Genomic DNA, 26809 nt, shown 5'->3' with positions numbered 1-26809 from the left:
CGCGATGACGGATGTGGCCATCGTCGGCATGGCGGTCCTGCTGCCCGGCGCCCCCGACCTGGCGGCGTACTGGCACAACCTCGTCGCCGGAGCCGACGCCATCGCCGAGGTGCCGGGACACCGCTGGGACGCCTCCCTGTATCCGGAGCGGATCTACTGCCGACGCGGCGGCTTCGTCGACGAGTTCGCCTCGGTGGACGCCGCCCGGTTCGGGGTGATGCCGGACTCCGTCCACGGGACCGAACCCGACCAGCTGATCGCCCTCCAGGTCGCCGCCCGCGCGATCGCCGACGCGGGCGGCGAGGAGCGCCTCCCCGTACGCGACCGCGTCGGAGTGGTCCTCGGCCGTGGCGGCTACCTCACCCCGGCCCAGGCCCGCAACGACCAACGCGTACGTACGTCCCGGCAACTCGCCCACACGCTAGGGGAGTTGCTGCCGGAGCTGAGCCCCGACCGGCTCGCCCGCATCGAGGACGCCTTCGCCGCGCAGCTGGGCCCCGACCGGCCAGAGGCGGCCATCGGACTCGTCCCCAACCTCGCCGCGTCGCGCATCGCCAACCGTCTCGACCTGCGGGGGCCCGCGTACACGACGGACGCGGCCTGCGCTTCGTCGCTCATCGCCGTCGACCAGGCGGTGGCCGAACTGACCACCGGACGCTGCGACATGATGCTCGCGGGCGGCGTGCACCACTGTCACGACGTCACGCTGTGGAGCGTCTTCAGCCGCCTCGGGGCCCTGTCGCCGTCCGAGCGCAGCCGCCCCTTCCACGCAGCGGCCGACGGGATCCTCATCGGCGAGGGAACTGGCATCGTCGTCCTCAAGCGCCTCGCGGACGCGACGCGCGACGGGGACCGTGTCTACGCGGTCATCCGCGGTACGGGCGTCGCCGCCGACGGCCGCGCCGCGAGCCTGCTCAGCCCCGATCCGGACGGCCAGACCCGGGCTGTCCGCCAGGCCTGGCGGGCGGCCGGGCTCGACCCGCGCGCGCCGCACGCCCTCGGCCTCCTCGAAGCCCACGGCACCGGGACCCCGGCCGGGGACGCGGCCGAACTCGCCACGCTGGCAGAGGTGTTCGGTCCGCCGCGGGAACGCTCATCGGACGAGCGTCGTGCGGTCATCGGCTCGGTGAAGTCGATGATCGGCCACACCATGCCGGCCGCCGGGGCCGCGGGCCTGGTCAAGGCCGCCCTCGCCCTGCACCACGCGACGCTGCTGCCCACCCTGCACTGCGAGGACCCGCACCCCGCCCTCGCGGCCACCCGCTTCCGGCCGCTCGGCACGGCCAGACCGTGGGACGCGGAGATCCGCAGGGCCGCGGTGAACGCCTTCGGCTTCGGCGGCATCAACGCCCACGTCGTCCTCGAACAGGCCCCGCGGCCCACTGCCGCACTAGGGCCTGTGTCGGAAGTCGCGTCGTTCGCCCGGAGGGCGGGCCTCGCGGGGCAGACGGGACTTCCGACACAGGCCCTAGCCCGTGCGGTCGTCCGTGAGGCGGAGCCGGTGCTCCGCCTCACCGCCGAGAGCCCCGAGCTCCTCGCCGACCGGCTCGCCGCCCCCGACTCCGCGCTGCGCGACCGGGCGGACACCGAGCCGCCCCCGGGCCGGGCCCGCCTCGCGGTCGTGGCCCCCGATGCCAGACGCCTCGCGCTGGCCCGCCGCGCGGTGGCCAAAGGGCGGGCCTGGCGGGGCAGGGGAGACGTGTGGTTCACCCCGGAACCCCTGCTCACTCCCGAGGCCGGAGGCAGACTCGCGTTCGTCTTCCCCGGTCTCGAGGCGGAGTTCGCGCCCCGGGTGGGCGAGGTCGCCCGGCACTTCGGACTGCCGGTGCCGATGGGGGACGACACGGTCGTCGGCGACGTCGGGCGCCACGGCATCGGCGTGCTTGCCGTCGGCCGTGTACTGGACGGGGCCCTGCGCGCCCTGGGCATCGAACCCGACGCGGTGGCGGGACACAGCATCGGCGAGTGGTCAGCGATGCTCGCGGGCGGCCTGTACGACGCCGCGACGGCCGACGCCCTCCTCGCGGACTTCGACCCCGACTCCCTCAGCGTCCCCGGCGTCGCGTTCGCCGCACTCGGCACGTCCGCCGAGCAGGTCAGGGCGGTGCTCGGTTCCCGTACCGACGTGGTTCTCTCGCACGACAACGCCCCCGCCCAGTCCATGATCTGCGGCCCGAAGGACGCGGTTGACGTCCTGGTGCGGGACTTCCGTGAGCGGCGGATCGTCGCCCAGGTCCTGCCGTTCCGCTCCGGTTTCCACACGCCGATGCTCGCCCCCTATCTGACCCCCCTGACGGCCGGGGCGCACCGCGCACCCCTACGCACGCCCCGCATCCCCGTCTGGTCGGGCACCACAGCGGCACCCTTTCCCCCGGCCGCGGCCGACATCCGGGCCCTGTTCGTACGCCACCTCCTTGAGCCGGTCCGCTTCCGGCCGCTCATCGACGCGATGTACGCGGCCGGGTTCCGGGCCTTCGTGCAGGTGGGCACCGGCCGCCTCAGCTCGCTGATCGACGACACCCTGGCCGGCCGCGAGGGCCTGACCGTCGCCGCCGACACGCCCCGCTGCGGCGGGCTCGCCCAACTGCGGCGCGTCGTCGCCGCGCTGTGGGCCGAGGGCAGCCCTCGGGCCGCGAACGCACCGCTGCCCCGCCGTGCCACCGGCAGGGCGCCGGTCCGTCTGGACCTCGGCGCCGCCTCGGTGTCGCTGCCGCCCGCCGTACGGTCGGAACTGCGCGCGGACCTGCTCGCCGCGCTGGACCGCGCCCCGCAACCCGCGCCCGGCCGCCTCGACGCCCTCGCGGCCCGCTTCCCCGCGGCGGCCGAACTGCGGGCCGCGCTGGCCGAGACGGCGGACACGGCGGTGGCGCTGTTCACCGCACGGGCGGCGGCCACGACGACCGCGCATGCGAATGCGCCTGCCCCTGCGCCTGCCCCTGCGCCTGCCCCTGCACCTGCCCCTGCACCCGCACCCGCACCCGCACCCGCACCTGAGAATGCCACTGCGCCCGCAATCGCAGTACCGGAGTGGGAGGAGTCGGCGTCCCCCGGCGCCGTCGACCACCCGCAATACCCGCAACATGCACAACACGCACAACACGCACAACTCGTCATCGACACCACCGCCATGCCCCACCTCCTCGACCACTGCTTCATCCCGCAGCGCCCCGGCTGGCCCGACCTCTCCGACCGGCACCCGGTTGTCCCCGCGACCACCGTCGTCCACCACATGATGCGGGCCGCCGAGCGGGCCCGCCCCGGCCGGCTGGTCGTCGCGGTGTACGACGTGCGCCTTGAGCAGTGGCTCGCGGCCGAACCCGCCACCCGGGTCGAAGTCGTCGTGACGCCCGAGCCCGACGAGCGGCTTGTGCGGGTGGCGTTCGGACCGTACGCGCGGGCCGTGCTCGAACTCGCCGACGACTACCCCGGCCGCCCGCCCGCCCGCTGGCGGCGGGAAGCGGACGAGCAGCCCTGCGCGATCACCGCCGAGGACCTCTACCGGGACCGGTGGATGTTCCACGGCCCCGCCTTCCAGGGGGTCACAGAGCTGACCGGCATCGGTGAGCGACACGTCCGCGGCACCATCACCACCCCGGCGGCCCCCGGAGCACTCCTCGACAACGTCGGCCAGCTGCTCGGCCACTGGATCCTGGCCCGGCGCACCGAGCGCAACGTCGTCTTCCCCGTACGGATGGATGCCTTCCGTTTCTTCGGCCCGCCCCCGGCCCCCGGCACCCCCGTCGAGTGCCATGTCAGGGTGGCCTCCCTCACCGGCCCCGCGCTCACCGCCGACGTACAGCTGACCGTCGGGGGCACGGTCTGGGCCGAGGTCACCGGCTGGCAGGACCGTCGCTTCGACGTACCCGGCGCCGACCGCCCCGGCGGCTACCCCGAGCGCCGCACCCTGTCCGAGGCCCGGCCCGGCGGCTGGACGCTGCTCACCGACGCCTGGCCCGACGTGGCCTCGCGCGACCTGGTGATGCGCACCCAACTGGGCGCCGCCGAGCGGGCCGCCTACGAGAAGCACCCGCCGCGCGGCCGTCGCCAATGGCTGCTCGGCCGGATCGCCGCGAAGGACGCGGTGCGGCACTGGCTGTGGCGGCGCTCCCCGGACGCGGTCTACCCGGCCGAGATCGCCGTCCGCAACGACGCCGAAGGACGGCCGTACGCCGTCGGTGTGCACGGCCGGGAGCTGCCCGCCCTCGATCTGTCGCTGGCCCACCGCGCGGAGACCGCCGTCGCACTCGTACGGCCGCACGCCGAACGGGAACACCCCGAAACGGGGGTGGGCATCGACGTCGAGGTCATCGCCGAACGGACCGACGCCACACACCAAGTCGCCCTGGACGAGCGGGAACGAGCCCTGCTCGCCACGCTCAGCACGGTCGCCGGCGGTGAGCGCGAGGCCGTGTGGTTCACCCGCTTCTGGGCGGCCAAGGAAGCCGTGGCCAAGGCCGAGGGTCTCGGCCTGCGCGGCCGACCGCGGAGGTTCGCCGTCCGTGGGGTGCGCCCGTACGGACTGATCGTCGAGACGGAGCGGCAGCGCCACCACGTGCGCTGCGAACGCCTGGGGCCCGCTCCCGCACCCGCTCCCGCACCCGCTCCCGCACCCGCACCCGCACCCGGAGCTCAGCAGAAGGACTACGTCGTGGCCTGGACAGCGAAGGAGAACGAACTGTGAGGACGACCGCGGCGCCGGACGAGCGCCAAGTGCTCGGGGAAGTCGCCGAGATGATCACCACGGTGCTCGGCGACTACGCGCCGGACGCCGCCGACATCGGCCTGCGCTCCCGCTTCGGCGACGACCTGGAGATGGAGAGCATCGACCTGGTGACCCTCGCCGGGCTGCTCGCCGAGTGGTACGGGCCGGACGCCAACTTCGCCGCCTACCTGGCGAGCCTGGAGCTCGACGAGATCATCGCCCTGACCGTGGGCGACCTCGTCGCGTACCTCTGCCGTTCCCTGCGACCCGGCGCGGGAGGCTGACCGTGGCCAGAGTGCGGGCGAACGGCCTCCTCCACCACGTACAGCGGCTTCCGCACGGTCCCGGGGCGCAGGTCATGACGGCCGACGGCCGCGCGCCGACCGTCGTCTTCCTGCACGGCGCCTTCATCGACAGCCTCGCCAGTTTCTACTTCACGCTCGGCCCGCAGTTCGCGGACGCGGGCTTCGACGTCCTCATGTACGACCTACGCGGGCACGGCCGCAGCGAACGCCCGCCCACCGGCTACACGCTGGAGGACTTCACCGACGACCTCGTCGCCCTGCTCGACGCCCTGGACATCGACGGGCCCGTCCATCTGGTCGGCAACTCCTTCGGCGGCACGGTGGCCCTGGACTTCGCCGTGCACCACCCGACGCGTACGGCGTGCGTGACCGTCGTGGAGTCGGGGCCCGCGACACGCGGCTGGGCCGCCACCATGTCCGGGGCGCTGCACCGGGTGACGGGGGAGCGGTCCGAGGAGGAGGCGCTCGCCTGGTTCGTCGCCGAGTACGGAGCGCTCGCCTCCACCCGGCAGGGCGACGACCTGCACGACGCGCACATCGCCCGCCTCGGACGCGCGGCCGGGCGGCTGATCGCCACCACCTCCATCAGGCGGGACATCCCGGACGGCCGCACGCTCGGCGACGGACAACTCCGCGCCCTCGACCGCCCGGTGCTCCTCGTCAACGGACAGGGCGGCCTCGTCGCCGAGGAGACCGCCCGCCTGACGGCACTCCTGCCGGACTGCGACGTCGTCGTGGTGCCCGGCCAGAAGCACTCGGTCCTGGTGGAGGCCGCCGAACACGTCGGCACCCTCACCCTGGACTGGACGATGCGGCGGCTGTCGGCCGTGGGAGTGGCCCGATGAGCCGATTCCTCTTCGTCGTGCCGCCGCTCGCCGGTCACGTCAACCCGGCCTCGGCCGTCGCCGCCGCACTCGCCGCCCGGGGCCACGAGGTGGCCTGGGCCGGGCACCCGGCCGTTCTACGGGGGCTGGTGGCGGCGGACAGCCCCGTTTTCCCCTGCGCGGGCCCGCCCGGCATTGACGACCGGCCCCCAGATCTGCGCGGCGTCGCCGCCCTGAAGTTCCTGTGGGACGACTTCTTCGCACCGCTCGCGTACGCCATGGCGCCCGGAGTGACCACCGCCGTCATGGAGTTCGGACCCGACCTGCTCGTCGTCGACCAGCAGGCGGTCGCGGGCGCACTGGTCGCGGAGCGGCTCGGCGTCCCCTACGTCACCTCCTCGACCACCTCCGCGGAGCTCTCGGGCAGTCTCATCGGCATCCCGAAGGTCGACCAGTGGCTCACCGACCTCCTTGACGGTCTGCGCCAGCGCCTCGGCGATCCCTCGGCCCGCCACGACCCGCGCTTCTCGCCACGGCTCACGCTCGTCTTCTCCACCGGCGAACTCACCGGCCCGTCGGCGCGGGAACGCGGTCCGGTGCGCTTCGTCGGCCCTGCGCTCGGCTCGCGCGGCGACATCGCCGACTTCCCCTGGGAGTGGGTCGACCGGGACGACCGCCGGGCCCTTGTCCTGGTCTCCCTCGGCACCGTCAACACCACGGTGGGCGCCCGCTTCCTCACCCACTGCGTGGACGCCGTACGTGCCCGCTCACGCGCACTGCGCGTGGTGGTGGCCGACCCCGGCGGACTCCTCGGCCCGCCGCGCGGCGACGACGACGTCCTGATCCGCCCGGCGCTTCCCCAACTCGACCTCCTGGCCCGCGCGGACGCCGTCGTCTGCCACGCCGGACACAACACCGTCACCGAGGCCCTGTGGCACGGCGTTCCCCTGGTGGTCGCTCCCATCCGCGACGACCAGCCCGTGGTCGCCGCCCAGGTCACCGCCGCGGGAGCGGGCGTGCGGGTGCGGTTCGGGCGGGCCGACGCCAGGGCCGTCGGAGCCGCCCTCGACACGGTGCTCGGCCAGCCCCACTACGCCGCGGCGGCCTGCCGCATCAGCCACTCCTTCCGCGCGGCGGGCGGAGCGCCCACCGCGGCCGCGCATCTCGAAGAGGTCGTAGCAGCCGCAGAGGCCGCAGAGGCCGCAGAGGCCGCAATGACCGAAAAGGTCGAAGAACAGGAGAACCCGTGGCACGGACTGCAGATATAGCCGCGCGAAGGCCCCACTACCAACGGCTGCTCGCCGCGGGAACGGGCCGGTTCTTCCGGCCCCCGCGCACCACCTGCCCCTGGTGCGCCTCCGACCGGCTCCGCCACCGCCTTCGCAGCCGGGACCACGTGCAGAACAAGCCGGGCACCTTCGTCCTCGACGAGTGCCGCGACTGCGGACACATCTTCCAGAATCCGCAACTGACCTCCGAGGGCCTCGACTTCTACTACGGCGACTTCTACGACGGGCTCGGCGGGGAGAGCACGGCCAAGATGTTCGCCGGGCGCGGCAGTGTGAAACGCTTCCGGCACAGCGCCCGCGCCCTGCGCGCCCATGCGAGCCCGCGGCGCTGGCTTGACGTCGGCACCTCGCACGGCCACTTCTGCGCGACGGCCAAGGAGGAGCTCCAGGACACCGAGTTCCACGGCCTCGACATAGGCGAGAGCGTCGAACTCGCCGTCAAGGAGGGGCGGATCGCGGCCGCGTACCGGGGACAGTTCACACTGCTCGCCGAGGAACTGGCCGGCCGCTACGACACGGTGAGCATGTTCCACTACCTGGAGCACACCCTGACGCCGCGCGGCGAACTCGTCGCCGCCCGCACCGCGCTGCGGCCCGGCGGGCACCTCCTCATCGAGGTCCCCAACCCCGAATCCCCGCTGGGCAGGTTCTTCCGCGGCCGCTGGATGCCCTGGTTCCAGCCCCAGCACCTGCACTTCGTGCCGATCGGCAACCTCTGCCGCGAGCTGGAACGCCTGGGCTTCACCGTGGTGTCCGCCCGCCGCCGCGGCAACCAGCACATCCCGGTCGACCTAGCCTGCGCCACCTGGTTCTGGGCGGCCCGCGCCATGCCCAAGGAGGACGCGCCCTGGCTGGCGCGGCGGCCGGGGCGGGCCGCGGTAGCCGCGCGCTGGGCCGTGGCGCTCGCCGCGCTGCCGCCGCTCCTCGCCGCGTACGGCATCGATCTGCTGCTCGCCCCGCTCGTACGGCGGACCTCGCTCAGCAACGCCTACCGGGTGATCGCCCGTCGCGGCCCCGACAACACCCTCCACAACACCCCCCACGACACCCCCGACGGCAGAGGGAACTGACATGCCAACCCCCGCATCCCGTTTCCGCCGTGCGGGACGGCTCACCGTCGTCCTCACCTTGATCCTCGCGGCCTGCACGCTCTCCGCGAGCACGGCGGGCAGCGAGCCCCGCCCGGCCGCCACGAGCCCCGCCGCGAGCGCCGCCACGACACTGCCCCCCGACGACTTCTACGTGCCGCCGGGCACCCTGCCCGAAGGGAGGCCGGGCGACGTCATCCGCTCCCGCGAGGTCAACCCCGGCACCCCGACACCCCGCGCCCTGGCCGACACCTGGCAGGTGATGTACCGGTCGACCGACGCGCTCGGCAAGCCCCGCGCGGCGACCGCCACCGTCATGGTGCCCAAGGGCGGCGCCCCCGCGTCACGGCCCGTCGTCGGCTGGGGACCCGGCACCCAGGGCCCCGCCTTCCGCTGCACCCCGTCGCGGCTGATCGCCAAGGGCGCCCTGTACGAGCAGTGGGTCATCAACGCCATGCTCGAAGCGGGCTACGCGGTCGCCGTCCCCGACTACGAGGGCTACCGGCCCGCACCGAAGACGACGTACATGGTCGGCAAGTCCCTCGGCCCCGCCCTCATCGACGCGGTCCGTGCCGCCCAGCGGCTGCCCGCCGCCGGACTCTCCGCCGACGCGCCGGTCGCGTTCCGCGGCTATTCGCAGGGCGGCGGCGCCGCGCTGTGGGCGGGCGAGTTCCAGCCCGACTACGCGCCCGAACTCAAACTCAAGGGCATCGTCGCGGGCGGCGTCCCCGGCAACCTCATGGAGGTCGCCCTGCCGCTCAACGGCCGCCCCGGCTCCGGCTTCCTTTTCTACGCCCTCATCGGCCTCAACAACACCTACGCGGAGCTCAAGTTCGACGCCGTACTCAACGACGCCGGGCGCGCCATGGTCGCCGATCTCGAAGCGGGCGGCTGCGCCCTCGAAATGATCAACAAGTACGGCAACAAGCCGCTGTCCGCGTACGTCACCCGCAGCCCGCTGGTCGACGCGGCCTGGGTCGCCCGCTACACGGAGAACACCCTCGGCAGGACACCGAAGATCAAGGTGCCGGTGCTCCAGTACCACGCGACCCAGGACGCCCTCGTCGAGCCGCACCAGGCCGACGACCTGCACAAGGAGTACTGCGCCCAAGGCGTGCCGCTGACCTGGGAAACGTACGACACCACGGGCCGCCCACCGGTCGCCGACCACCTCCGGCCGATCCAGGCCGCCGACGCCGAGGCGATGCGGTATCTCGCGGACCGCTTCGCGGACCGCCCCGCCACCTCCAACTGCTGAGCGCCGCACATTCCGAGAGGTGAGTCATGGCAACGAACAACAGGCACCGCAGGAAGGGCAGCAGGCGCCTTCGCCGCGGCATGGCGGGCACCGTCGTCGCGGCCCTCGCGCTGGCCGGACTCACCGCGTCGGCCGCGCCCGGAGGGCCACTCGCCCCGCCCCACCATGGCGCCGACCCGGAAAACGGCACCGGGGGCGGCACCGCGGACGGCGGCTGGGGCTCGCCCGCCGGATCGTCGGTCGACGCCTACCACACCGAACTCCCGCCCCTGCGGGCCGGGAAGGGCGTGCCGATCGGCAGGAGCGAGGCTGCCGCGGCGCGCACCCAGTCCGGCATCCCGGCCACCGTCCTCACCGCCTACCGGCGCGCCGAGGCCACCCTCGCCGCCACCGACCCCGGCTGCGGCCTGCCCTGGCAACTCCTCGCGGCCATCGGCAAGGTGGAGTCCGGACAGGCCGGAGGCGGCCGGGTCGACGCGGCGGGCACGACCCTCACGCCCATCCTCGGGCCCGTCCTCAACGGCGCCGGATTCGCCCGGATCTCCGACACGGACGACGGGGCGTACGACGGCGACACGACCTACGACAGGGCGGTGGGGCCGATGCAGTTCATCCCCTCCACCTGGGCCCGTTGGGGCGCCGACGGCAACGACGACGGCCGCGCCGACCCCAGCAACATCCATGACGCCGCGCTCGCCGCCGGTCGCTACCTGTGCGCGGGCGACCGCGACTTGACCGGCAGGGCGGACCTCGACCGGGCGATCCTCAGCTACAACCACTCGGGCGCCTACCTGCGCACCGTCCTGGCCTGGCTGGACTTCTACCGCCGCGGCGTCCACGAGGTGCCCGACGGCCGGGGCCCGTTGCCGACCGGCCCCGGACCGGGCGGCAGGACCCCCGCGACCCGGCCCGCTGGCGTGGTCGTCGGCCCCCGACCGTCGAACCCGCCCCGCCCGCGCCCGGGCGACACCGCTTCCCCGCCCCACCCCGGCCCGACCCCCTCGCCCCCCGGAAGCCCCGGCCCCTCCGCCCCCGGCCCCTCCGCCCCCGAACCTACGGACCCGTCCCCGACCGCCCCGGAGTGCCCCACCCCCACCCCGACCCCTTCCGACGACCCGTCCCCCACCCCGACGGGCCCGTCCGTCCCTTCACCTTCTCCCTCGCCTTCTCCCTCACCGTCGGACTCGGAACCCCCGGACCCGTGCGCCTCGCGCCCCGTTAAGGGTTAGGAGTGTGCTCTGCCGGTGGCTGGTGGGCCACCTGGCGCTGCCCGCGGCCGGTGACGACCGCCGCCCCGCGGTTCCGGTCGGGCCCGAGGGCCCTGACCGGATGCGGAGCATCGGCCACGCGGCGCTCGACGTGTTGCGCGCCGAACCGCGGACCGACCTCGATCGCATCGCCGCGTCTGCGCTTGGCGGAGTGATCCGGTCGGCAGCCCTCACGAGTGGGGGATGCCGGGCTTCGGGTTCACGGACTCAGTCGCTCCACTGTTTGCGTGCGAACGCGGCCGTTCCGGTCACCAGGGTGTTGGGGGGAACGTCCTTCGTGACGACGGTTCCGGAGCCGACCACGGCACCGCGTCCGATCGTGATACCGGGAAGGACCGTCACCCCCGCGCCCAGCCACGCGTTGTCTCCGATCGTGATGGGCGCCCGGGTGATGTAGTCGACTCGGTCGGCGGCAGGGAGAGGGTGGTCGGACGAGATGAGATTGGTCTTCGGACCGATCAGGACGCCGTCGCCCAGGCGGATGCCGCCCTGGTCGAAGAAGGTGCAGCTCTGGTTGACGAAGACGTGCTCGCCGAAGTCGATGCGGAATCCGTGGTCGGTGTAGAAGGGCGGATAGACGGTGACGGAGTCCGGGATCTGCTTGCCGAAGATCTCGGACAGGAGGGCCGCGCGGGAGACCTTGTCATCGAAGGGCAGGACGTTGAGACGTGACGTGAGCGTGGTCACGTACTCGATGCGCTCGGCGATTCGCGCCCACTCGGGAGTGCGGACGTAGAGCCGGTTCTGATCAGGCATGAGGAATCCTCCGGTGCAGGGGCCGAACAACCAATGGTTGGTCATGGGTTGACCGGCTCCATCAAAGCGACGTGACTACGCCCGAATCAAACAACGATCACGATGGCTACGAACAACACCTGGTTGTCCGTAGTGGTTGTTGCCCGCATAGGATGAGCCGCATGGACGTCATGGCTGTGCGCACCTTCGTCGCCGTCGCGGACGCGGGGCAGTTCCTTGAGGCCGCCGCCGGTCTCTCGGTCACGCCGCAGGCCGTGTCCAAACGCGTCGCCGCGCTGGAGAAGGAGCTCGGGGTCCAGCTGTTCACCCGTGACGCCCGCGGCGCGCGGCTCACCATCGACGGGCAGGCGTTCCTGCCCCATGCCCGGACCTTCCTCCACTCCGCCGAGCGTGCCGTCGCGTCGGTGCGGCCCGGTCATCGAGCACTGCGCGTGGACGTGATCGGCCGGCAGCTCTCCCTGGCAGGGCTGCTGCGCGGCTTCCATCGCGCCCATCCCGAGATCGAGTTGGACGTCGTGACGCTGTTCGACTCCGACACGGCCGTCGCCGCCGTACGGGACGGGACCATCGATGCGACGTTTCGTGCCGTCGCCATGCAGGGCCGCACGTTGCCGCGCGGCGTGGAGGCCACTCCCGTATTCGACGAACCACTGCACCTGTTCACCGGACCACGCCACGAATTCGCGAATGCCCCCGTCCTCGCTCCCACCCAACTCGCCGGACGACGGATCTGGATGCCCGGCAACCTTCCCGGCACCGAGTGGGCCGCGTATTACGAAGAACTCGCCGCCGCGTTCGGCATCGTGATCGACTCGGTCGGCCCGGACTTCGGCATCGAGCCCCTGCTCGACACGATCGCCGGTTCCACGACCCTGGCCACGTTCGTCAGCGAACAGACCCCCCTGGTGTGGCCGGCCGGTCACGACCTGCGCCGCATCCCCCTGAGGGACCCCACCCCGCTGTACCCTCACTCGCTGATCTGCCGCACCGGCAGCCCCCACCCGTCCCTTACCGCCTTGCGTCGGCATCTCGCCGCCGCGTACCCCGGCCGCCCGGACAGCGGCACCTGGACACCGCAGCTGAGGAGCTACTGAGCGACTCGGTGACTCGGTGACTGATCAGTGACTGCTCAGCGCCTTGCCGTACTTCTGAGCCGTCGAGAGGTACGGGAGACCGAGCGTGCGGGGCGAGAAGGCCGCCGAGCCGTCGGCGGAGCCGCCCGGCAGAAGCCATACGGCGCCCAGTGAGGCGTTCTCACCAGGGGATCCGACCGTGACGTCCGGTACGCCGTCGGCGTTGTGGTCGCCCGCGGCGACGGCCGCGCCGAAGGTGTCGCCCGCCTCGGCGACCCCCGGCACCTCCGGTGTGTCCTGGTTCCAGGCAACGGACGTGGCAGCGCCGCCCGCGTCGAGCAGGCCCTTGGCGCCGCCGCGGAGCAGCCAGGCGGCGCCCGCACCCGCATCGCGTCCGATGGCCTCACCGGGGGCGCCGGCCACCAGATCGTCGCGGCCGTCGCGGTTGACGTCGGCGACGGCGAGTGCGGCACCGAAGCGGTCACCGTCCTCGGCCACGCCCGGGACGCCCGCCGTGTCCTGGTTGAGGGTCTGGGCGCGGCGGCCGAACGGGCCGCCGGCGGGGCTCCCGTAGTGGATGTGGACGCCGCCGCCCTTGGCGAGTTGTTCGGGGCCGCACGGGTCGTCGATGTTCTCGTCGGCGATCTCACGGCATTCGCCGAGCGCCAGGTCAGCGCGGCCGTCGCCGTCGAAGTCACCGGCGGCCAGAGCCGTTGCGCCGGCGTTGTCCGTGTTCCAGAAGTTGGCCATCTCGGACCGGTCGGCGTCCCACTTCCACAGGCGTACGTGTGACTGCGTGTTGGGGTCGTCCTTGGTCCAGTACGCGACGGCCAGGTCCGCCGTGCCGTCGTTGTCGAAGTCGCCGGTGGCAAGGACGGGGGCGCGGCCGCCCATGGGCGCGGCCACGACGGTGGTGACCATGCTGTCCTCGCCCACGATGACCCGAGCGACGACCTTGTCCTTGCCGCCGACCACGATCGTCTTGTTCTCGCCGCCGGTGAGGTCGGCAGCCGCGATCGACATGCCGTACGCCGCCGACGGCGCAGGCCCGGTCAGGACAGTCGACGCCGGTCCCGGCCCGTTCTCCGAGCCGCCCACGGCGATGACCATGCCCGCGTCCGTACCGCGGTCGGTGACGTCCTCGCCGGGAACGCCCGCGAGCAGTTCCGCGATGCCGTCGCCGTTGAGGTCCGTCAGGGCCACGGACGCGCCGAAGCGGTCGCCCGCCTCCGGGGTGCCGGGGACCTCGGGAGTGGCCTGGGTGACACGGACGCTCCCGTGGGCGCCGAGGCCCCTCGGGCCGCCCCAGACGACGTTCACGTACCCGGCCTTGGCCAGCCCGCCGACCGTCCCGTCCGGGACGCCTACGGCGACGTCCGCGTAACCGTCGCCGTTGAAGTCGCTCGTGGCGGGACGGGGTGCGGCGGCGGAGGCACCGGCGGGCATCACGAGCCCGGTGGTGGCCGCGGCGGCGGCTGCGATGGCGTACGTCAGAATGCGGCGGTTGTTCGGCACGGAGGCCCCCACTCGGTCGACGGGGTGCGGTTTTACCTGGTGTGACGGCCGAAGGGCGGAGCTGGTTGTACGGACGTGACCGCCGCACGGCGGACGACCGATTGTCACGCCCTCGTCGGATCTGGCTATCGTTGCCGCCGATGACGGCCGACCGTAACCAGTGGGAGCCCGAGAACATGACGAGCCCGAGAACATGAAGAGCCCGAGAACATGACCGACCCCACTCAGGGCCGCCGCACCCTCCAGGACCCCTATCCGTCCTACGCGGCCATGCGGTCCACTTGCCCGGTGCAACCCCTGCCCTTCGGTTCCGGCGGGCATCCCGGCTACGTGGTCACCGGCTACGCGGAGGCCAGAGCAGCCCTCGGCGACGCCCGGCTCTCGAAGGACACGGCCGTCTTCTTCGCGGGCAAGGGGTCACGGCGTCGCCTGCACCCCGCGGTCGCCCACACCATGCTGGCCAGCGACCCGCCCCGGCACACCCGGCTGCGCAAGCTGGTGACCAAGGCGTTCACGACCGGGGCCGTCAAGGAACTGCGCCCGTTCATCGCTCGCGTTACCGACGGGCTGCTGGATCAGTGGCGCGTCGGTGAGCGGTTCGACTTCGTGGCGGGCCTCGCGGAGCCGCTGCCGGTGATCGTGATCTGCGAACTGCTCGGAGTCCCGAAGGCCGACCGGCCGCACGTCCAACGCTGGTCCGCGGAGCTGTTCGCGGCGGGAGAACCGGACGTCATCGACGCGGCCAGCCACTCCATGGCCGACTACATGACGGAGCTCATCGCCGCCAGACGACTGTCCCCCGGCAGCTCGCTCCTCGACCGGCTGATCTCGGCCCGCGACGGGGACGACCACCTGAGCGAGGAGGAGTTGGTCTCCCTGGCGGTGCTGCTGCTCGTGGCCGGACACGAGACCACGACCAACTTCCTCGGCAACGCCCTGCTGGCGCTCCTCCAGCACCCGGCCGGGCTCGGCCGCCTCCGGGACGACCCGGACGACGTCCCTGCCCTGCTGGACGAGTTGCTCCGGTTCGATTCCCCTGTAGGCACGGCCACGTTCCGGTTCACCACGGAACCCGTCACGCTCGGAGGTACGGAGATCCCGGCGGGCGCCCCGGTACAGGTCGTGCTCGGAGCGGCCAACCGCGACCCCGCGCGGTTCCCCTCGCCGGACCTGCTCGACCTGGACCGGGACGCCATCGCCCACCTCGGCTTCGGCCACGGAATCCACCGTTGTGTCGGCGCCCCACTCGCCAAGGCCGAAGCGGAGATCGCCCTGCGCGCGGTGCTGACCCGACGCCCCGGCGTCCGTCTTGCCGTACCGGCGGATCAACTGGAGTGGCGGCGCACTCGACTCGTACGCGGACTCGTCTCGCTCCCGGTCCTGGTCTAGCGGCTTGTGGCCGTGGCCGTGGCGGTGGATGAACGTGCGGTGTTCTGCGGCCCAGGACGAGTTGAAGTACAAATCGGGACGGATCACCCTCTCGCCACAGCCGTGTAACGGCGGCCGCGTGGCGGACAACTACTCCTCCGGTCCGCCCGTCGAACCCGGTGCCTGCCCGACCAGCTCTGACTGGTCCCCACCGTTCCGACCGATTGCTGGAGTTGACCGCATGTCCAGAAGCCCTCTGCCCGCGCGGCTGGCCGCCACCGCCGCGCTCCTCCTCGTTGCAGGCGCCCTGTCCTTACCCACCGCCGCCGCCGAGTCCAGAACCCCCTCGACCGGCGACGCCTATGTCCTGACGGTGAGTACCGACCCGGCCAGGACCGACTACGACGACCGCAGGGTCAAGGTGACCGGCACCGTCACCAAGCCCGACGGCACCCCCGCCCCCGGCATTCCCGTCACTCTCCAGGAAGTCGTCCGCTTCACCACCTGGAACCCGTGGGGCGACCCGATCGACCCCCACTACTACGAGCCCCGGGACCTGGGCACGCCGGTGAGCGACGCCGACGGCAGATTCACCCTGCCTGGCGTCGACATCGACCACGTGAGCGGCAGCAGCCTCCTCAACGTCGAGCAGCAAGTGCAGATCACGGCCCTCTACGACGAGGACGGCGACCCCAACACCCCGCAGGACGGCTACTTCGCGGACACCACCGTGACCGCCGACGCCAAGCCGAGCTCCGTGAGCTACAAGGTCAACAAGAAGAAGGTGAAGGCGGGCGACATCCTCACCGTCCAGGGCAAGGTGGACCTTCCCAAGGGCGTCGACCCGGGCGGCACGGAGGTCTTCCTGCAAACCGACTGGGAGAGCCAGACGCATGTGAGGACGACGGCCGAGGACGACGGCTTCTTCGTGCTCTCCGTGCGGATCTCGCGCGACGACGGCGCGTTCCGCCTGCGGACGGCTCCCCGGGATCTCTACGTGAAGGGCACGGAACAGAAACTACCGATCACCAACACCTCGTTGCCTCGCCGCTAGCGCATTTACTATCCGTACATCGTGGTCGGCGTGGCCAGGCTGGCTGTAGCCGCTTGGTGCTCTCGCGGCGGATGTGGACGTCGGGGCTGAGGGTGGACAGCTCTCCGATGAGCTCGCGCGGGTCGGGGTGGACCGGCTCGTGTATCCCGGCGCGGGCGGCTTCGAGCTGGGCGGCGAAAGCGATGCCGAGGAACAGTGCCACAGCGGTCAGATTCGCCCACAGCAGCAGGGCTATGAAGGCCGTGAGCGTGCCGTAGACGGCGCCGAACGCCTCGCTCTTGCCCAGGTAGAGGGCCAGCAGCCAGGTGGCCGCGACCCACAGCGTGAGATGGACCGCCGAACCGAGGGCGAGCCAGGTGTAGCCGGGCTGTACGCGTCGTGGGGCCCGGCGCAGGATCACCGCCGACGCGAGCCAGGCCAGCAGGAGACCGGCGGGTATCGCCAGCGCGTCCCACCTGCCGATGCCGCCGTGCTGGTCTCCGGCGGTGCGCGCGACCGCGTCGCCCACGGCCCTACCGGCCACCATCACGACGAACCCCAGCCTTCTCCACGACCTCGGAACTGGCACCCGGCACGATCCGGGCCAGCGTCAGTTCCGGTGAAGGCTTCGTCACCGGAGAGTTCTTCTCCGATCATGTCCCGGGTCTGGGACGCGGACGGCGGTTCCCACGACGGGGCTGCTCCTCGGGTAGGCGGGGACACGGTGGTGTGTTCCTCTCCGCATGCCCCCTCGGCCATCGGCCACGCGGTCCGGCGCTCCGTTTCGGAGAGTGGAGCAAGGGCGCAGGCAACTTCGCCGCATCTGCGGGTAGTTGGGACGAGAGGGGCGAGAGCCCGAGGTCTTGCGGGAGCGAGCACGCGAGCGCCGTAGCCGGCGCTGGAGAGGGGGTGCCGTGCTGGACGTGGTGATGTCATCTCCGGTGATGGCGCGCGGGAATGCGCTGGACGGTCCGGCCGACTGGGCCGGCTTCATCGGGATTCTCGTGCTGTACCTGGCGATCGGCTATGGACTGGAGTTGCGGGCGAAGCGGCGCCGCGGGGCGCGGCAGCCGGCGAAGGCGGCGGTCAAGGGGCTGTTCGTCGAGCGGGGCAGCGCCCCGGCCCAGACCTTCGCCAGCCGCATGATCATGCTGGTGGGTGCGCTGGCGGCAGGTGCCACCGGCTTCCTCACCCGAGGGGCGCCGACCGTGGTCCAGGCCGTGGCGGTGGGCCTGGTCGCCGCCGTGGGAATCTTCGCTTGGGCCTACTTCGACCACCGCACGGAGCCGAGGGACGAGGCGTGACCGCGTGCTGCGCTCGGCTGCTGAGACCCGCCCGGGTGTGGACCGGTCCTGACCGCAGGGGGGGGCGCCGTGGCCGGGCGGCCCTCCGTCTCCGGCCTCACCGCGCCCGCCGCTCCCGCAGGCATTGTCGCCCTCATCACTGCTCCGGCAGCGCAGCCCACTGGCCGGAATCATCGCTCACCTCTTCGGATCACATTCCATGAATGGATCAAGGGATAGCTGCGGTCGCAGGGGCTGTCGCCGTCGGCCCGCGGGCTCATCCATCGGTCGAGGACCGTGTCATTTCACCACCAGGTGGTGGCCAGCCAAGTGGCTGCGGCCGCAGTGGCGATGAGCCCGACGTTGAGGGTGATCTGGCGATCCTCGTCGGTCAGGTGGACAGCAACCGCGCCGATCTGCAGGAGCACGAAGCCGACGGCCGCAGCTAGTGCCAGCCCGGGCGCGATGCCGGTCAGCGGCGGCAGTATCAGCCCGATGGCGCCGAGTACTTCGACCGTCCCCAGTGCCTTTATCGCGGGCAGAGACATGCGGTCGACCCACACCATCATCGGGCGCAGCTGATCGCGGCTGCGGGTCGCCTTCATCGCGCCCGCGTAGACGTAGAAGAGGGCGAGCGGTGTGGCGACGATCCAGTATGCGATGTTCATGATTCCCCTTTACGGCCACTGCTTGCAGGTGGCCTGTTGATTCCCAGGGCGCCCCCCTGGAGAAAGCCGGGCCACTGTCTGAGCGGCGCGGAAGGCGAAGCGTGCGAGTTCCCCGGCTGCTGTGTCCCGCTGACTTGCGTGAGGTCGATGACGGGCTCGGTCACGCAACGGGCAGCGCGATGAGTGCACCGCTAGAGCCCTGCGGCTGTCCAAGACTCATTCCGCAACTCCGATACCTTGTGGGTATCGGCGCGGCGTGGAGCCACGTACCTCGCGCTCCTTCGTGCCGGTCGCCACGTAGGTGGCCGGTAGGCGCCGACTCCGTAGCAGGCAGCCTCGAGCGCGGTGTTGCTCGGCAGCTGAGGTACGTGAAGCCGCTGTCGGAGGCGGCGTGCAGGGAGGCTAAGAGCACGTTGTCGGCGCCGGATCACCCCGCCCGCGTCCCGGTAGTCCCGGTACTGGCCTCTGGTCTCGATGCCCCGTTCCGTCCGGAAACCGGTGGCGATCCCGACCGTGCGCGATCCGGTCGCCAGGACGCTTCCTTGAGCGCGACCACGCTGCGCTGTCCCGTGCCAGGACGCGCACGCCGGTCCACAGGTCGCTGCCGACCGGCATGTTTCCTGTGGCGAGCAGGGGCGGGCCGACATCCGTAGCTGGGGTCTCGCAGCCTGACGGCCCGTCAGGATCCTACTGGCCCCCCCATCAGTAGGATCCCCGTCGGTGCTCTCAGGGCAGGGAAACCATCAGAGGCGTCAGCTCCGAAGAGCCACCAGGGTGATGCCGGCCGCTACGGCGCCGAGCGCCACGGCGGCGACGCCGTGCACGAGCCGGTGTGCGCGCAGTACGGGAAGGAGCCGGTCGGCCGCGAGCCTGCCGGGTCCTGTCAGCGCCAGGCTCGCGGCGGCGACGAGGAGCAGCAGGTCGAACTCGATGCCGGTGGGGCTGAAGAACCCGCCGCCCCACTTCACGACGACCACGTTGAGCATGATGCCCACGATGCCCGCCCCGGCGAGCGGCGTGAGGAGACCGGCCACGAGGCCCAGGCCGCACAGGGTCTCGGTGAGCCCGGCGACCACCGCCATCGTCTGAGCGGCCGAGTAGCCGTTGCTCGCGAAGAAGTCCGCGGTGCCGTCGAGGCCGCCCCCGCCGAACCAGCCGAAGAGCTTCTGGGTTCCGTGGGCGGCCATGGTCAGGCCGACCGCCCAGCGCAGCAGCAGGAGCCCGGCGTCACTGCCTGACCGGGAGGGCGCGGGGAGGGAGGTGGCTTCGTTCCGGGGTGTGGTGCGCGTGCTGGTGAAAATGGACATGCGTCTCTCCTGTGAGTGAAGGCCATACGTTCGGCTGCCGCCGAAGGCATGGCGAAGTCGCACCGACGGACCTTGTATGGCCCTGTCGGCTTGCGGGTGGAGAGACCCGTCTACGTTCTGATGATCTGGATTCGGTACAGGTCGACCGACGTCGTGTCCGAGTGAGGCGTACCGGAGAGGGCCAGGGGGGCGCACGGGGGAACCGGTGGTGTGGACGTCGGCTTGGGGACGGACGACCCCGGCTGCTCGGGACGCGGCACCATCGCGCCGTGCGGATCTGTCGGCTGACCGTCGTGGCAGCCTCGGTCGTCATCGGGGGAGTCCACCGAGGGTGCGACGTAGGAGACGGTCGCGGTGTGGACGGTCGTCGGTCCAGGGGATGCCGAATCCGTCGTCCCCTGGACGCCGAACAGGGGTACGAGGAAGAGGAAGACGAGGGTGAGCAGCGTCGTTCGGGCCGTGCCGCCCCGGGGCCGCATCAGCCGTGTCTTCGTGCTCCGGCCGCTGCGGGGACGGTGCGGGCCGCTCTGGCTCATGCCGGGCACCCTACCCGTCTTGAACTTTCAAGTAAATCTCTGCGGTCCCGAGGGCGCTGAGGGTGTCCTGGCTCAGACCTCAGTACAGACCGCTCGTGTCCTCCCGGTAGGTGTGGTCGAGGATGTCGTCGAGGAAGGTCCCGAACCCCGACTGGAGGTGCAGACCGCTGCCCGGCTCGTAGGCGAACAGGCCGGGGGAGACGCTCTCGTCGAGACTGCTGTCGACGAAGAGCGCGTACGAGAAGCGGTCGGGCTTGGCCCCGTCGCTCGGCGGCTGGCGCACCACTCGGTGGGCCACCGCGGCCACCGGTGTGGCGGTCCGCCGGGTCAGGATTTCCATCGCGCAGCCGAAGTTCACGATGAAGGTGCCGGGGACCGGGTCGATGGGGTGCCATCCGCCGTCCCGGTCCACCTCAAGTCCGCGCTCGGTGGAGCGCAGAACCGTCACCCAGCCGGAGTCCTTGTGGATGTTCAGGCCGCGCGCGGCCACCTCCGGGCGGAAGTGGTTGAAGGTCAGGGTGTGTGTGCCGTGCGGAGTCAGGCTGTGTCCGGTGGCTCTGTCCCACAGTGCGCGCGGCAGGTCGAGGCGGGCGAGCACCGCGCGTTGGACGTCGAGCGCGAAGTCCCGCATGCGCTGGGCCTGCCGGGCGAGCGCGGCCGGATAGACATGGTCCCACCAGGCGCTCTCGAGGAAGAACTGTTCGGTCTGGTCGGCATCCCGGCAGAAGTAGCCCTGGTGGCGGCCGAGTTGCTCAGCCGTCCAGCGGTGAAAGCCCCGGTACGGGTCCTGAGGCTCCGCGGCGCTGCTTACCGGGTCCTCCGCCGGGAGGTAGAAGGAACGGGCGAAGCAGTCCCCCGCCGACAGGTCCGTGCCGGCGGGCTGCTGCACGTAGAAGAAGCCGTCCTTCAGAGCGCGCCGGAGCCCGTCCTCGGCGGTGAAGTGCAGCTCACCGGCGCGCAGTTCGGCCAACTGCCAGCCCTGCTGCGCGATGGTACGCGGGTGTCCGGCCGCCGTACTCATACGCGGGAGTGGAAGTCGTAGCCGAGCTTGCCTGCCTTCTCCACCGAGAAGTCGCGGAAGCTCTGGTATTCACGCAGTATCCCCTCGGTGTCGTACTGGTAGAGCGGCATGTCGTAGCGGGGCCCCATGTAGACCGTGAACGAGGAGCGGTCCCCGTCGCCCACGTCAGCCGGGCGCAGCTCCGGCACCCGGTGGTAGACAGCGGTCACGGGCCTGGGCAGCTTCCGGGTCAGGACCCGGAAGGCGTCACCGAGGTTGACGGTGAAGTGGCCGGGGCGCTCGCGCACCGGCAGCCAGCGGCCTTCGTGGAGGATCTCGTAGCCGGGCTGGTCGGTGCAGATCGTGGTGATGAAACCGCTGTCGGAGTGCTCGACGATCCCGGCGCGGTCGCTCAGGCCCGCACGGTAGTGGTTGACCGTCGTGTAGCACAGGCCCGTGTCCTGCGGGGCGCCGCCGGTGATGAGGTCGCGGTCGGCCTCGGGCACCCCTGCCGCGTCGAACACGCCGTAGAGGATGTCCAGGGTCAGCTGCCGCATGCGGCGCAGCACCGCGGTGACCTCGTCCGGCAGGTACTCCTGCCACAGGAAGCTCTCCAGCTGGAGCTGCTCGACCTGGTCGGGCCGGTCCTCGTAGCCGAGTCGGGAGGCTGGGTGGCCATGTTCGCGGTGGCCTCGGTGACGGTCGGCCGGATCACCGGTCCCCGCCTTGTAGAAGGTGCGGCAGAAGTCGAGTCCGGCGCGCACGTCGAGGTCCTCGGGGACAGCCACGTTGAACGCGCCGATGCGGAGAGCCCGTTCGGTGTCGTCCGCGGTGGCGAACCGCAGGGTGCCCGCGTCGGCCTCGGCCGCGGGGAGGGTGAGGTGGGCCTCTTCCCGCCCTTCCTGCTGTGACTGCTGTTTCTGCTGTGCCTGCTGTGTCTGCCGTGTCTGCTGTGCCTGTGCAGTGTCCGTCATGGTGCGACTCCCGTCCTGGTCGGTCTCCGCCGGTGCCGTGCCCGTGCCCCGGCTACAGCGCGGCGTCGTTGTCATAGGTCCGGCTCACTTCCTGGGCGGCGAAGTCCGCGACCGACTGCACGGGGTGCGCCGTGCCGTTGTCCATGCGGTAGACGGTGCCGTCCAGGGCGGAGTCCAGGAACGTCACGTACGAGATGCGATCGGCCCGGCCCGCCGAGCGCTCGGTGGAGACCACGCCGTGCACGTTCGCGCGCACGGGCCGCGGCAGTGCGGAGGTGAGCACTTCGAGTGAGCTGCCAAAGTTCACGATGAAGTGGCCGGGCTCGGGGTTGACGGCGCCCAGCTCTCCGTCGATGAGTGCGAGGAGCCCCGGCTCGAAGGAGCGGAGCACGGTCACCCACCCGGAGTCACGGTGAAACTTGCAGCCGCGGGTCTCCTTCCGCGATCGGAAGTGGTTGAAGGCGAGCATCTGGTGACCACCGTTGTCGCAGAGGCCACCGGACACCTCGCTCCACAGGTCCTTCGGTACGTCGACGTGCCGCAGCACCGCGCGCAGGACGGCGACACCGAGGCTGGTCATCCGATGGCCGAGGCCGGCGACCTCGGGCGGCAGCAGTGCCCAGTTCGCCCTCTCGATGTAGAAGTTCTCCCACTGGTCGTGCTCGCGGTCGAAGTAACCCTGGTAGGTGCCGGGGACGTCGGCATGGCGGTAGCCCCGGTAGGGATCCAGACCGTCAGCGGCCGGGGCCTCGTGGAAGTGCGCGGCGAACCGGTCCCCGGCGCCGGTGTCGAGCCCGTCGGGTATGCGCAGAAGGAAGAAGCCCTTGGTCAGGGCGCGGTCGAAGCCTCCTTCGCGCTCGAAGAGCAGTTCGTCCCCGTCGAACCAGGAGCGCTCGAGGTCCACCGGCGGGTAGTCGGCCCGAGCCTGCCGCTCGCTGGGCATCGGCGGCAGGCTGACCGGGTCCCGCACCGTGGTGGAGTGGAAACGGGCCCGCGCGGTGCGGGAGTTCGCGGTGGTCATGGGGTCGGCTCCCTCGGGGTTACGGCGTCGGGCGGTGTGCCGGGTTCGGGCCGGATCGTGATGCTTCCCGGCCGTGCCGGGCGCGGCATGGACGCATGGTGCTTCAGCTGGAGGTCGGTGCCCCGCGTGGCGACCGAGTAGCGGCCGTACATCTCGGCGAGGACCACGGACTGCATCCGTACCGAGAAGAGCCGGCCGGGGCACTTGCGGGGGTTCCGGCCGGCGTTGACCATGCTGAACGAGTTGATCTCGTAGCGGCCGCGGGAGAGCAGCGAGGAGACCGTCTCCCGGTCTGAGCGGACGATGGCCTCGATGTTGGCCGGGGTGAAGCGGCGCGGCTCGGGGAAGACGGCGGGATCGCGGTTGGCCTGCCGCCGGTCCAGCCACATCATGGTGCCCGGCGGAACGGTCACCGGAGCGCCCCGATGCCGCAGGGTGAAGGGCTCGGTCGTACGGCGCCACAGGGCACTGGGATTGCTGCCGCCGAGTCGTACGGCCTCCAGGACCGCGAGGTCGATCACGGACGGGGCGGCGCCCGCGTGAGCCGTCTGGCCCGTGTGCGCCGTCGGGCCCGTGTGCGCCGTCGGGTGTGCGGCCGGGCACCCCGTCCCGGCCGTCGCCGTCCCTACGGTGCGCCTCGCCTCCGCCACAACGGCGTCCTTGACCTGGGGCGTGGCCTCCACGTAGCCGATCGCCCACATCAGGCTGAGCGCCGTCGTGTCGTACGTGGCGACGATGACCGTGCCCAGTTCCTTGATCCGCGCCGTGTCGAGCGCGGCCACGGAGCGCAGGGTGAAGGGCAGCCCCCACAGGGCGAAGTGACGCCGGATCATGTTGGACCCGGGCGCGTCCGCCAAAGCGTCGAAGTTGTCCGTCAGGAGGTCGCGCACGAACGGCACGATGACGTCGAACTCGCGCATGGCCGCCGGGTTGTCGTTGCTGATGACGTCGGAGGCGAGGTCGAAGAAGCCGCGCACCACACGGCCGTACCCGGCGGAGTCCAGGTACTCGGGCAGCGGCCGCTGGGTGAAATCGAGGACACCGGGGATCATGCTGTCCACGTACGCCGTCAGGGACAGCGTGAAGTCGTCGAGCGGGGTGGGCCGGCCGGCCGCGCGGCCGAGGTGGTCGGCTGTGTACCGCCGGACGGCGGGCTCCAGGCGCTCGACGAACTTGGCGTTGCCGAGGGAGCGTTCGACCACGGCCCGCTTCCCCGGTCGGTCCGGGTGGTCGTGGGGCAAGGAGCCCATGAAGTCGCCGAACAGCTCGCGGTTGGCGTCGGTGGAGGGCGCGAGGACGTCCTCGCCCGCGAGCGGCTCGTTGGTGATCTGGTAGACCGCGAGTTTCCGGCCCATCCAGAACGTGCAGAGACCGCCGTTCTCCTCGGCGTGGGCGCTGATGCCGGAGGCGCGGAAGTAGTGCGAGGCGGGCTCCCCGCGCACCACGGTCGCCTCATGGAATGCCGGGGCGTGGCCGTGCAGCCGGCTGGGTCCGTCGTGGTGGGCGACGATGCCGGGGAATGGCGCGCCGGGGGCCTGCGGCAGGGCAACGGTCCTGCCCTGCCGCGGGGCGCCGAGGCGGTCGGCCGAGACGCTCATGACGTGCCGCCTCCCCGCGCGCCGACGACATCGGCGATGCCTGCGTCATCTTGGGCGATGCCGAAGTCTGCGTGCCGATCGGACCAGGTCTGCTCGTTGAACTCGCGCAGGAACTCCTCGGAGCTGCGCACGGGCGCGGCCGAGCCGTCCTCGTGCACCTGGTAGAGGTCGCCTGTGGCGGGCGGGTTGGCGAAGGCCGCGAAGGAGAAGCGGTCCGCGGCGCCCGGGGTCGGGGCGCACTGCCGCACCTGGTGCAAAATGGCCCGCACCGGGCGGTCGAGGGCCGCGGTGAGCAGTTCGAAGGCGCCGCCGAAGTTCACCACGAAGTGGCCGGGCACGGGGTCGACGGGCACCCAGGCGCCGTCGACGGACGCTTCGAGGCCGGGCTCCTCGTTGTAGAGCACGGTCACGAATCCGGTGTCCTTGTGCGGGGCGCAGCCCAGCTTGGCGCGCTCCGGCCGGTAGTGGTTCGCCGCGAACCAGTGGGTGCCGAGGCCGTCGACGGCGCCACCGGTGATCTCGCTCCACACCGCGGGCGCGATGCCAAGGTCGGTCATCGCGGCCCGCAGCACAAGGAGCGTTAGAGCACTCATCTGCTGAGCCATGGCACGGAGTTCACGCGGGAAGTGCCGGGCCCGCCCGGGGCCGTCGATGAGCACGTGCTCGGTCTGGAAGTGCTCCCGGTCGAAGTAGACGCCCGGCACGTCCCTGAAGCCGCGGTACGCCCGGGTGGCCGCAGGCCCTTCGTCGGGCGACCGGTGGAACTCGCGGCACAGAGTGATGCCCGGGCCCGGATCGAACCCGGCGGGCACGGCGAGCAGGAAGCAGCCGTCCCGAAGAGCCCGGGACAGGCCACCGGCGGCGTCGAAGCGCAGCCCGGGGCCTGTTACAGCGGCGCGCTGGAGGGGCATGGTGTCGAGGGTCATCGGCGTACGCCCTTCGTGGCGGGGCGGTCATCGCGGTCTCGGGTGACGGTGGCGTCCGGCCGGGTCGGCGCGTCCGTACCGGAGTAGATCTCGTAGTCGTTCTCGTCGATGAGTTCGCGCGAGCCGCAGACGCGCTCAAGGCCGCTGCCGTGTACGTAGCGGTAGATGCCCTCGTCCTCGCCGGGCAGGCAGCCGCTGGAGCTGAAGTGCCCGAAGCTGGACCGGTCGTCCCGTTGGCGGGCGACCCGGTGCATGATGGCGGCCACGGGCAGGCGGCTGCCCGCCGTCAGGATCTCCATTGACAGGCCGAAGTTGACGATGAAGCAACCGGGGTCGGCCGGGACGGTCTCCCAGTGGTCCTCGCGGCTGACTTCGAGGCCCGGGGCGGTCGTCCGCAGGATGGTGAGGAACCCGTCGTCCTTGTGGGAGCTCAGCCCGATGTCCTCGTGTGCGGGCCGGTAGTGATTGAACGTCAGGTGATATGAGCCCGCGTAGCATGTGCAGCCGCCGGTCGCCCGCCGCCAGTCCCGCTCCGGTATGCCCACCGCGGAGAGGACGGAACACAGGACGTGCCGGGAGAGCCGGGTGAGCGACTCGCCCAAGGCGGCGATCTCCGGCGGATAGGCGGTGGCCCAGAACCGGCGTTCGAGGAGGAACTGCTCGATCTGGTTGATCCGCTGGTGGAATCCGAGCAGTGGATCCCCGAAGCGGTCGCTGGTGATGTCGCGGAACCGGCCGTACGGCGCCGTGGCTGGGCCCTCGTGGAACTGGCGCGCGAACGCGTCACCCGCCGAGACGTCGAGATCGCCCGGAATCTCCAGGAGGAAAACGCCGTCCCGGAATGCCCGGTGGCGCGCCGCGGAACCACCGAAGTCCAGCGTCCCGCCTACTGCGCGGGCCTTTTCGAGGTGTGCTTCGCCGAATGCGGGGCGGTCGGGCGCACGCTTCTCGTAAACGTCTTGGTATATCTTTCCCCGCCGTATTTCGGGGACCAGGTCACGAGCCTCGGCTGCCATG

General features: G+C 71.7%; 22 protein-coding genes and 2 pseudogenes. 12 read left to right on the top strand and 12 right to left on the bottom strand.

Annotated features, from left to right (window positions below; translation table 11 throughout):
• Positions 1-4 precede the first annotated feature (4 nt).
• From ABZ953_RS25950 to ABZ953_RS25915, 8 genes and pseudogenes are all read left to right on the top strand, one after another.
• The gene (locus ABZ953_RS25950; RefSeq protein WP_361727899.1) at positions 5-4681 is read left to right on the top strand and encodes a beta-ketoacyl synthase N-terminal-like domain-containing protein; all 4677 of its coding nucleotides are present in this window, start codon (positions 5-7) and stop codon (positions 4679-4681) included.
• On the top strand, positions 4678-4986 hold the full coding sequence (locus ABZ953_RS25945) for an acyl carrier protein (RefSeq protein ID WP_361727896.1): 309 nt from the start codon (positions 4678-4680) through the stop codon (positions 4984-4986). The genes ABZ953_RS25950 and ABZ953_RS25945 overlap by 4 nt, the downstream gene beginning before the upstream one ends.
• A gap of 2 nt (positions 4987-4988) precedes the next feature.
• The gene (locus ABZ953_RS25940; RefSeq protein ID WP_361727893.1) at positions 4989-5852 is read left to right on the top strand and encodes an alpha/beta hydrolase; all 864 of its coding nucleotides are present in this window, start codon (positions 4989-4991) and stop codon (positions 5850-5852) included.
• The gene (locus ABZ953_RS25935; protein ID WP_361727890.1) at positions 5849-7099 is read left to right on the top strand and encodes a glycosyltransferase; all 1251 of its coding nucleotides are present in this window, start codon (positions 5849-5851) and stop codon (positions 7097-7099) included. Before ABZ953_RS25940 ends, ABZ953_RS25935 begins: the two co-directional genes overlap by 4 nt.
• Entirely contained in the window at positions 7078-8190 is a 1113-nt protein-coding gene (locus ABZ953_RS25930; RefSeq protein WP_361727888.1) for a class I SAM-dependent methyltransferase, read from the top strand. Before ABZ953_RS25935 ends, ABZ953_RS25930 begins: the two co-directional genes overlap by 22 nt.
• A 1-nt stretch (position 8191) precedes the next feature.
• The gene (locus tag ABZ953_RS25925) at positions 8192-9466 is read left to right on the top strand and encodes a lipase family protein (RefSeq protein WP_361727885.1); all 1275 of its coding nucleotides are present in this window, start codon (positions 8192-8194) and stop codon (positions 9464-9466) included.
• A gap of 26 nt (positions 9467-9492) precedes the next feature.
• Complete coding sequence (locus tag ABZ953_RS25920; protein WP_361727882.1) at positions 9493-10695, top strand: lytic transglycosylase domain-containing protein; 1203 nt, start codon at positions 9493-9495, stop codon at positions 10693-10695.
• 19 nt (positions 10696-10714) lie between these two features.
• Positions 10715-10870 (top strand): annotated as a pseudogene (locus ABZ953_RS25915) (dienelactone hydrolase family protein); the annotation flags it as partial.
• Positions 10871-10941: 71 nt separating this feature from the next.
• Here ABZ953_RS25915 and ABZ953_RS25910 read toward each other — a convergent pair.
• Positions 10942-11490 (bottom strand): sugar O-acetyltransferase, encoded by a 549-nt coding sequence (locus ABZ953_RS25910; protein WP_361727879.1) that lies wholly within the window; start codon positions 11488-11490, stop codon positions 10942-10944.
• Between the two features lie 161 nt (positions 11491-11651).
• Between ABZ953_RS25910 and ABZ953_RS25905 the strand changes: the two genes are divergently transcribed.
• A complete protein-coding gene (locus ABZ953_RS25905) occupies positions 11652-12584 on the top strand; it encodes a LysR family transcriptional regulator (RefSeq protein WP_361727876.1) in 933 nt (310 codons plus the stop codon).
• 24 nt (positions 12585-12608) lie between these two features.
• Here the strand turns inward: ABZ953_RS25905 and ABZ953_RS25900 are convergent, their stop codons facing one another.
• Complete coding sequence (locus ABZ953_RS25900; RefSeq protein WP_361727873.1) at positions 12609-14078, bottom strand: FG-GAP-like repeat-containing protein; 1470 nt, start codon at positions 14076-14078, stop codon at positions 12609-12611.
• A gap of 210 nt (positions 14079-14288) precedes the next feature.
• Here ABZ953_RS25900 and ABZ953_RS25895 point away from each other — a divergent pair, with 210 nt between their 5' ends.
• Together ABZ953_RS25895 and ABZ953_RS25890 are read left to right on the top strand one after the other, a co-directional pair.
• Entirely contained in the window at positions 14289-15467 is a 1179-nt protein-coding gene (locus ABZ953_RS25895) for a cytochrome P450 (protein ID WP_361727870.1), read from the top strand.
• A 220-nt stretch (positions 15468-15687) separates the two neighbouring features.
• A complete protein-coding gene (locus ABZ953_RS25890) occupies positions 15688-16500 on the top strand; it encodes an acyl carrier protein (RefSeq protein ID WP_361727868.1) in 813 nt (270 codons plus the stop codon).
• Positions 16501-16642: 142 nt separating this feature from the next.
• On the opposite strand, the pseudogene ABZ953_RS25885 reads toward ABZ953_RS25890, so the two are convergent.
• Positions 16643-17041, bottom strand: a pseudogene (locus tag ABZ953_RS25885) (YhjD/YihY/BrkB family envelope integrity protein); the annotation flags it as partial.
• A gap of 352 nt (positions 17042-17393) precedes the next feature.
• Between ABZ953_RS25885 and ABZ953_RS25880 the strand changes: the two are divergent.
• A complete protein-coding gene (locus tag ABZ953_RS25880; RefSeq protein ID WP_361727865.1) occupies positions 17394-17783 on the top strand; it encodes a hypothetical protein in 390 nt (129 codons plus the stop codon).
• A 284-nt stretch (positions 17784-18067) separates the two neighbouring features.
• Here the strand turns inward: ABZ953_RS25880 and ABZ953_RS25875 are convergent, their stop codons facing one another.
• From ABZ953_RS25875 to ABZ953_RS25835, 9 genes are all read right to left on the bottom strand, one after another.
• Positions 18068-18430 carry a DoxX family protein gene (locus tag ABZ953_RS25875; RefSeq protein ID WP_361727862.1) on the bottom strand — a complete coding sequence of 121 codons (363 nt, stop codon included), beginning with the start codon at positions 18428-18430 and terminating at the stop codon, positions 18068-18070.
• Positions 18431-19182: 752 nt separating this feature from the next.
• Positions 19183-19737, bottom strand: a complete 555-nt coding sequence (locus ABZ953_RS25870) for a DoxX family protein (protein ID WP_361727859.1) — start codon at positions 19735-19737, stop codon at positions 19183-19185.
• Positions 19738-19847: 110 nt separating this feature from the next.
• Positions 19848-20273, bottom strand: a complete 426-nt coding sequence (locus ABZ953_RS25865) for a hypothetical protein (RefSeq protein WP_361727857.1) — start codon at positions 20271-20273, stop codon at positions 19848-19850.
• 79 nt (positions 20274-20352) lie between these two features.
• Positions 20353-21294: a 2OG-Fe(II) oxygenase family protein gene (locus tag ABZ953_RS25860; protein WP_361727854.1), complete on the bottom strand. Its 942-nt coding sequence runs from the start codon at positions 21292-21294 to the stop codon at positions 20353-20355.
• A complete protein-coding gene (locus ABZ953_RS25855) occupies positions 21291-22247 on the bottom strand; it encodes a 2OG-Fe(II) oxygenase family protein (RefSeq protein ID WP_361727851.1) in 957 nt (318 codons plus the stop codon). The genes ABZ953_RS25860 and ABZ953_RS25855 overlap by 4 nt, the downstream gene beginning before the upstream one ends.
• 52 nt (positions 22248-22299) lie before the next feature.
• A complete protein-coding gene (locus ABZ953_RS25850) occupies positions 22300-23268 on the bottom strand; it encodes a 2OG-Fe(II) oxygenase family protein (RefSeq protein ID WP_361727848.1) in 969 nt (322 codons plus the stop codon).
• A complete protein-coding gene (locus tag ABZ953_RS25845; RefSeq protein WP_361727845.1) occupies positions 23265-24866 on the bottom strand; it encodes a cytochrome P450 in 1602 nt (533 codons plus the stop codon). Before ABZ953_RS25845 ends, ABZ953_RS25850 begins: the two co-directional genes overlap by 4 nt.
• Positions 24863-25792 carry a 2OG-Fe(II) oxygenase family protein gene (locus tag ABZ953_RS25840; protein ID WP_361727842.1) on the bottom strand — a complete coding sequence of 310 codons (930 nt, stop codon included), beginning with the start codon at positions 25790-25792 and terminating at the stop codon, positions 24863-24865. The genes ABZ953_RS25845 and ABZ953_RS25840 overlap by 4 nt, the downstream gene beginning before the upstream one ends.
• Positions 25789-26808, bottom strand: coding sequence for a 2OG-Fe(II) oxygenase family protein (locus ABZ953_RS25835; RefSeq protein ID WP_361727840.1), 1020 nt, complete (start codon positions 26806-26808; stop codon positions 25789-25791). Before ABZ953_RS25835 ends, ABZ953_RS25840 begins: the two co-directional genes overlap by 4 nt.
• Between the last annotated feature and the right edge of the window lies 1 nt (position 26809).

This window comes from Streptomyces sp. NPDC046465 (assembly GCF_040646035.1).
GTDB lineage: Bacteria > Actinomycetota > Actinomycetes > Streptomycetales > Streptomycetaceae > Streptomyces.
Note: the sequence above shows the minus strand (reverse complement) of the source record. Positions and strands in the feature narration are given on the sequence as shown.

Bases quoted from the DNA above. Each gene is read 5' to 3' on its own strand.
- ABZ953_RS25845 (WP_361727845.1), bottom strand. From the start codon at position 24,866: ATGAGCGTCTCGGCCGACCGCCTCGGCGCCCCGCGGCAGGGCAGGACC.
- ABZ953_RS25935 (WP_361727890.1), top strand. From the start codon at position 5,849: ATGAGCCGATTCCTCTTCGTCGTGCCGCCGCTCGCCGGTCACGTCAAC.
- ABZ953_RS25950 (WP_361727899.1), top strand. From the start codon at position 5: ATGACGGATGTGGCCATCGTCGGCATGGCGGTCCTGCTGCCCGGCGCC.
- ABZ953_RS25890 (WP_361727868.1), top strand. From the start codon at position 15,688: ATGTCCAGAAGCCCTCTGCCCGCGCGGCTGGCCGCCACCGCCGCGCTC.
- ABZ953_RS25865 (WP_361727857.1), bottom strand. From the start codon at position 20,273: ATGAGCCAGAGCGGCCCGCACCGTCCCCGCAGCGGCCGGAGCACGAAG.
- ABZ953_RS25840 (WP_361727842.1), bottom strand. From the start codon at position 25,792: ATGACCCTCGACACCATGCCCCTCCAGCGCGCCGCTGTAACAGGCCCC.
- ABZ953_RS25870 (WP_361727859.1), bottom strand. From the start codon at position 19,737: ATGTCCATTTTCACCAGCACGCGCACCACACCCCGGAACGAAGCCACC.
- ABZ953_RS25860 (WP_361727854.1), bottom strand. From the start codon at position 21,294: ATGAGTACGGCGGCCGGACACCCGCGTACCATCGCGCAGCAGGGCTGG.
- ABZ953_RS25855 (WP_361727851.1), bottom strand. From the start codon at position 22,247: ATGACGGACACTGCACAGGCACAGCAGACACGGCAGACACAGCAGGCA.
- ABZ953_RS25895 (WP_361727870.1), top strand. From the start codon at position 14,289: ATGACCGACCCCACTCAGGGCCGCCGCACCCTCCAGGACCCCTATCCG.
- ABZ953_RS25905 (WP_361727876.1), top strand. From the start codon at position 11,652: ATGGACGTCATGGCTGTGCGCACCTTCGTCGCCGTCGCGGACGCGGGG.
- ABZ953_RS25920 (WP_361727882.1), top strand. From the start codon at position 9,493: ATGGCAACGAACAACAGGCACCGCAGGAAGGGCAGCAGGCGCCTTCGC.
- ABZ953_RS25910 (WP_361727879.1), bottom strand. From the start codon at position 11,490: ATGCCTGATCAGAACCGGCTCTACGTCCGCACTCCCGAGTGGGCGCGA.
- ABZ953_RS25925 (WP_361727885.1), top strand. From the start codon at position 8,192: ATGCCAACCCCCGCATCCCGTTTCCGCCGTGCGGGACGGCTCACCGTC.
- ABZ953_RS25835 (WP_361727840.1), bottom strand. From the start codon at position 26,808: ATGGCAGCCGAGGCTCGTGACCTGGTCCCCGAAATACGGCGGGGAAAG.
- ABZ953_RS25850 (WP_361727848.1), bottom strand. From the start codon at position 23,268: ATGACCACCGCGAACTCCCGCACCGCGCGGGCCCGTTTCCACTCCACC.
- ABZ953_RS25875 (WP_361727862.1), bottom strand. From the start codon at position 18,430: ATGAACATCGCATACTGGATCGTCGCCACACCGCTCGCCCTCTTCTAC.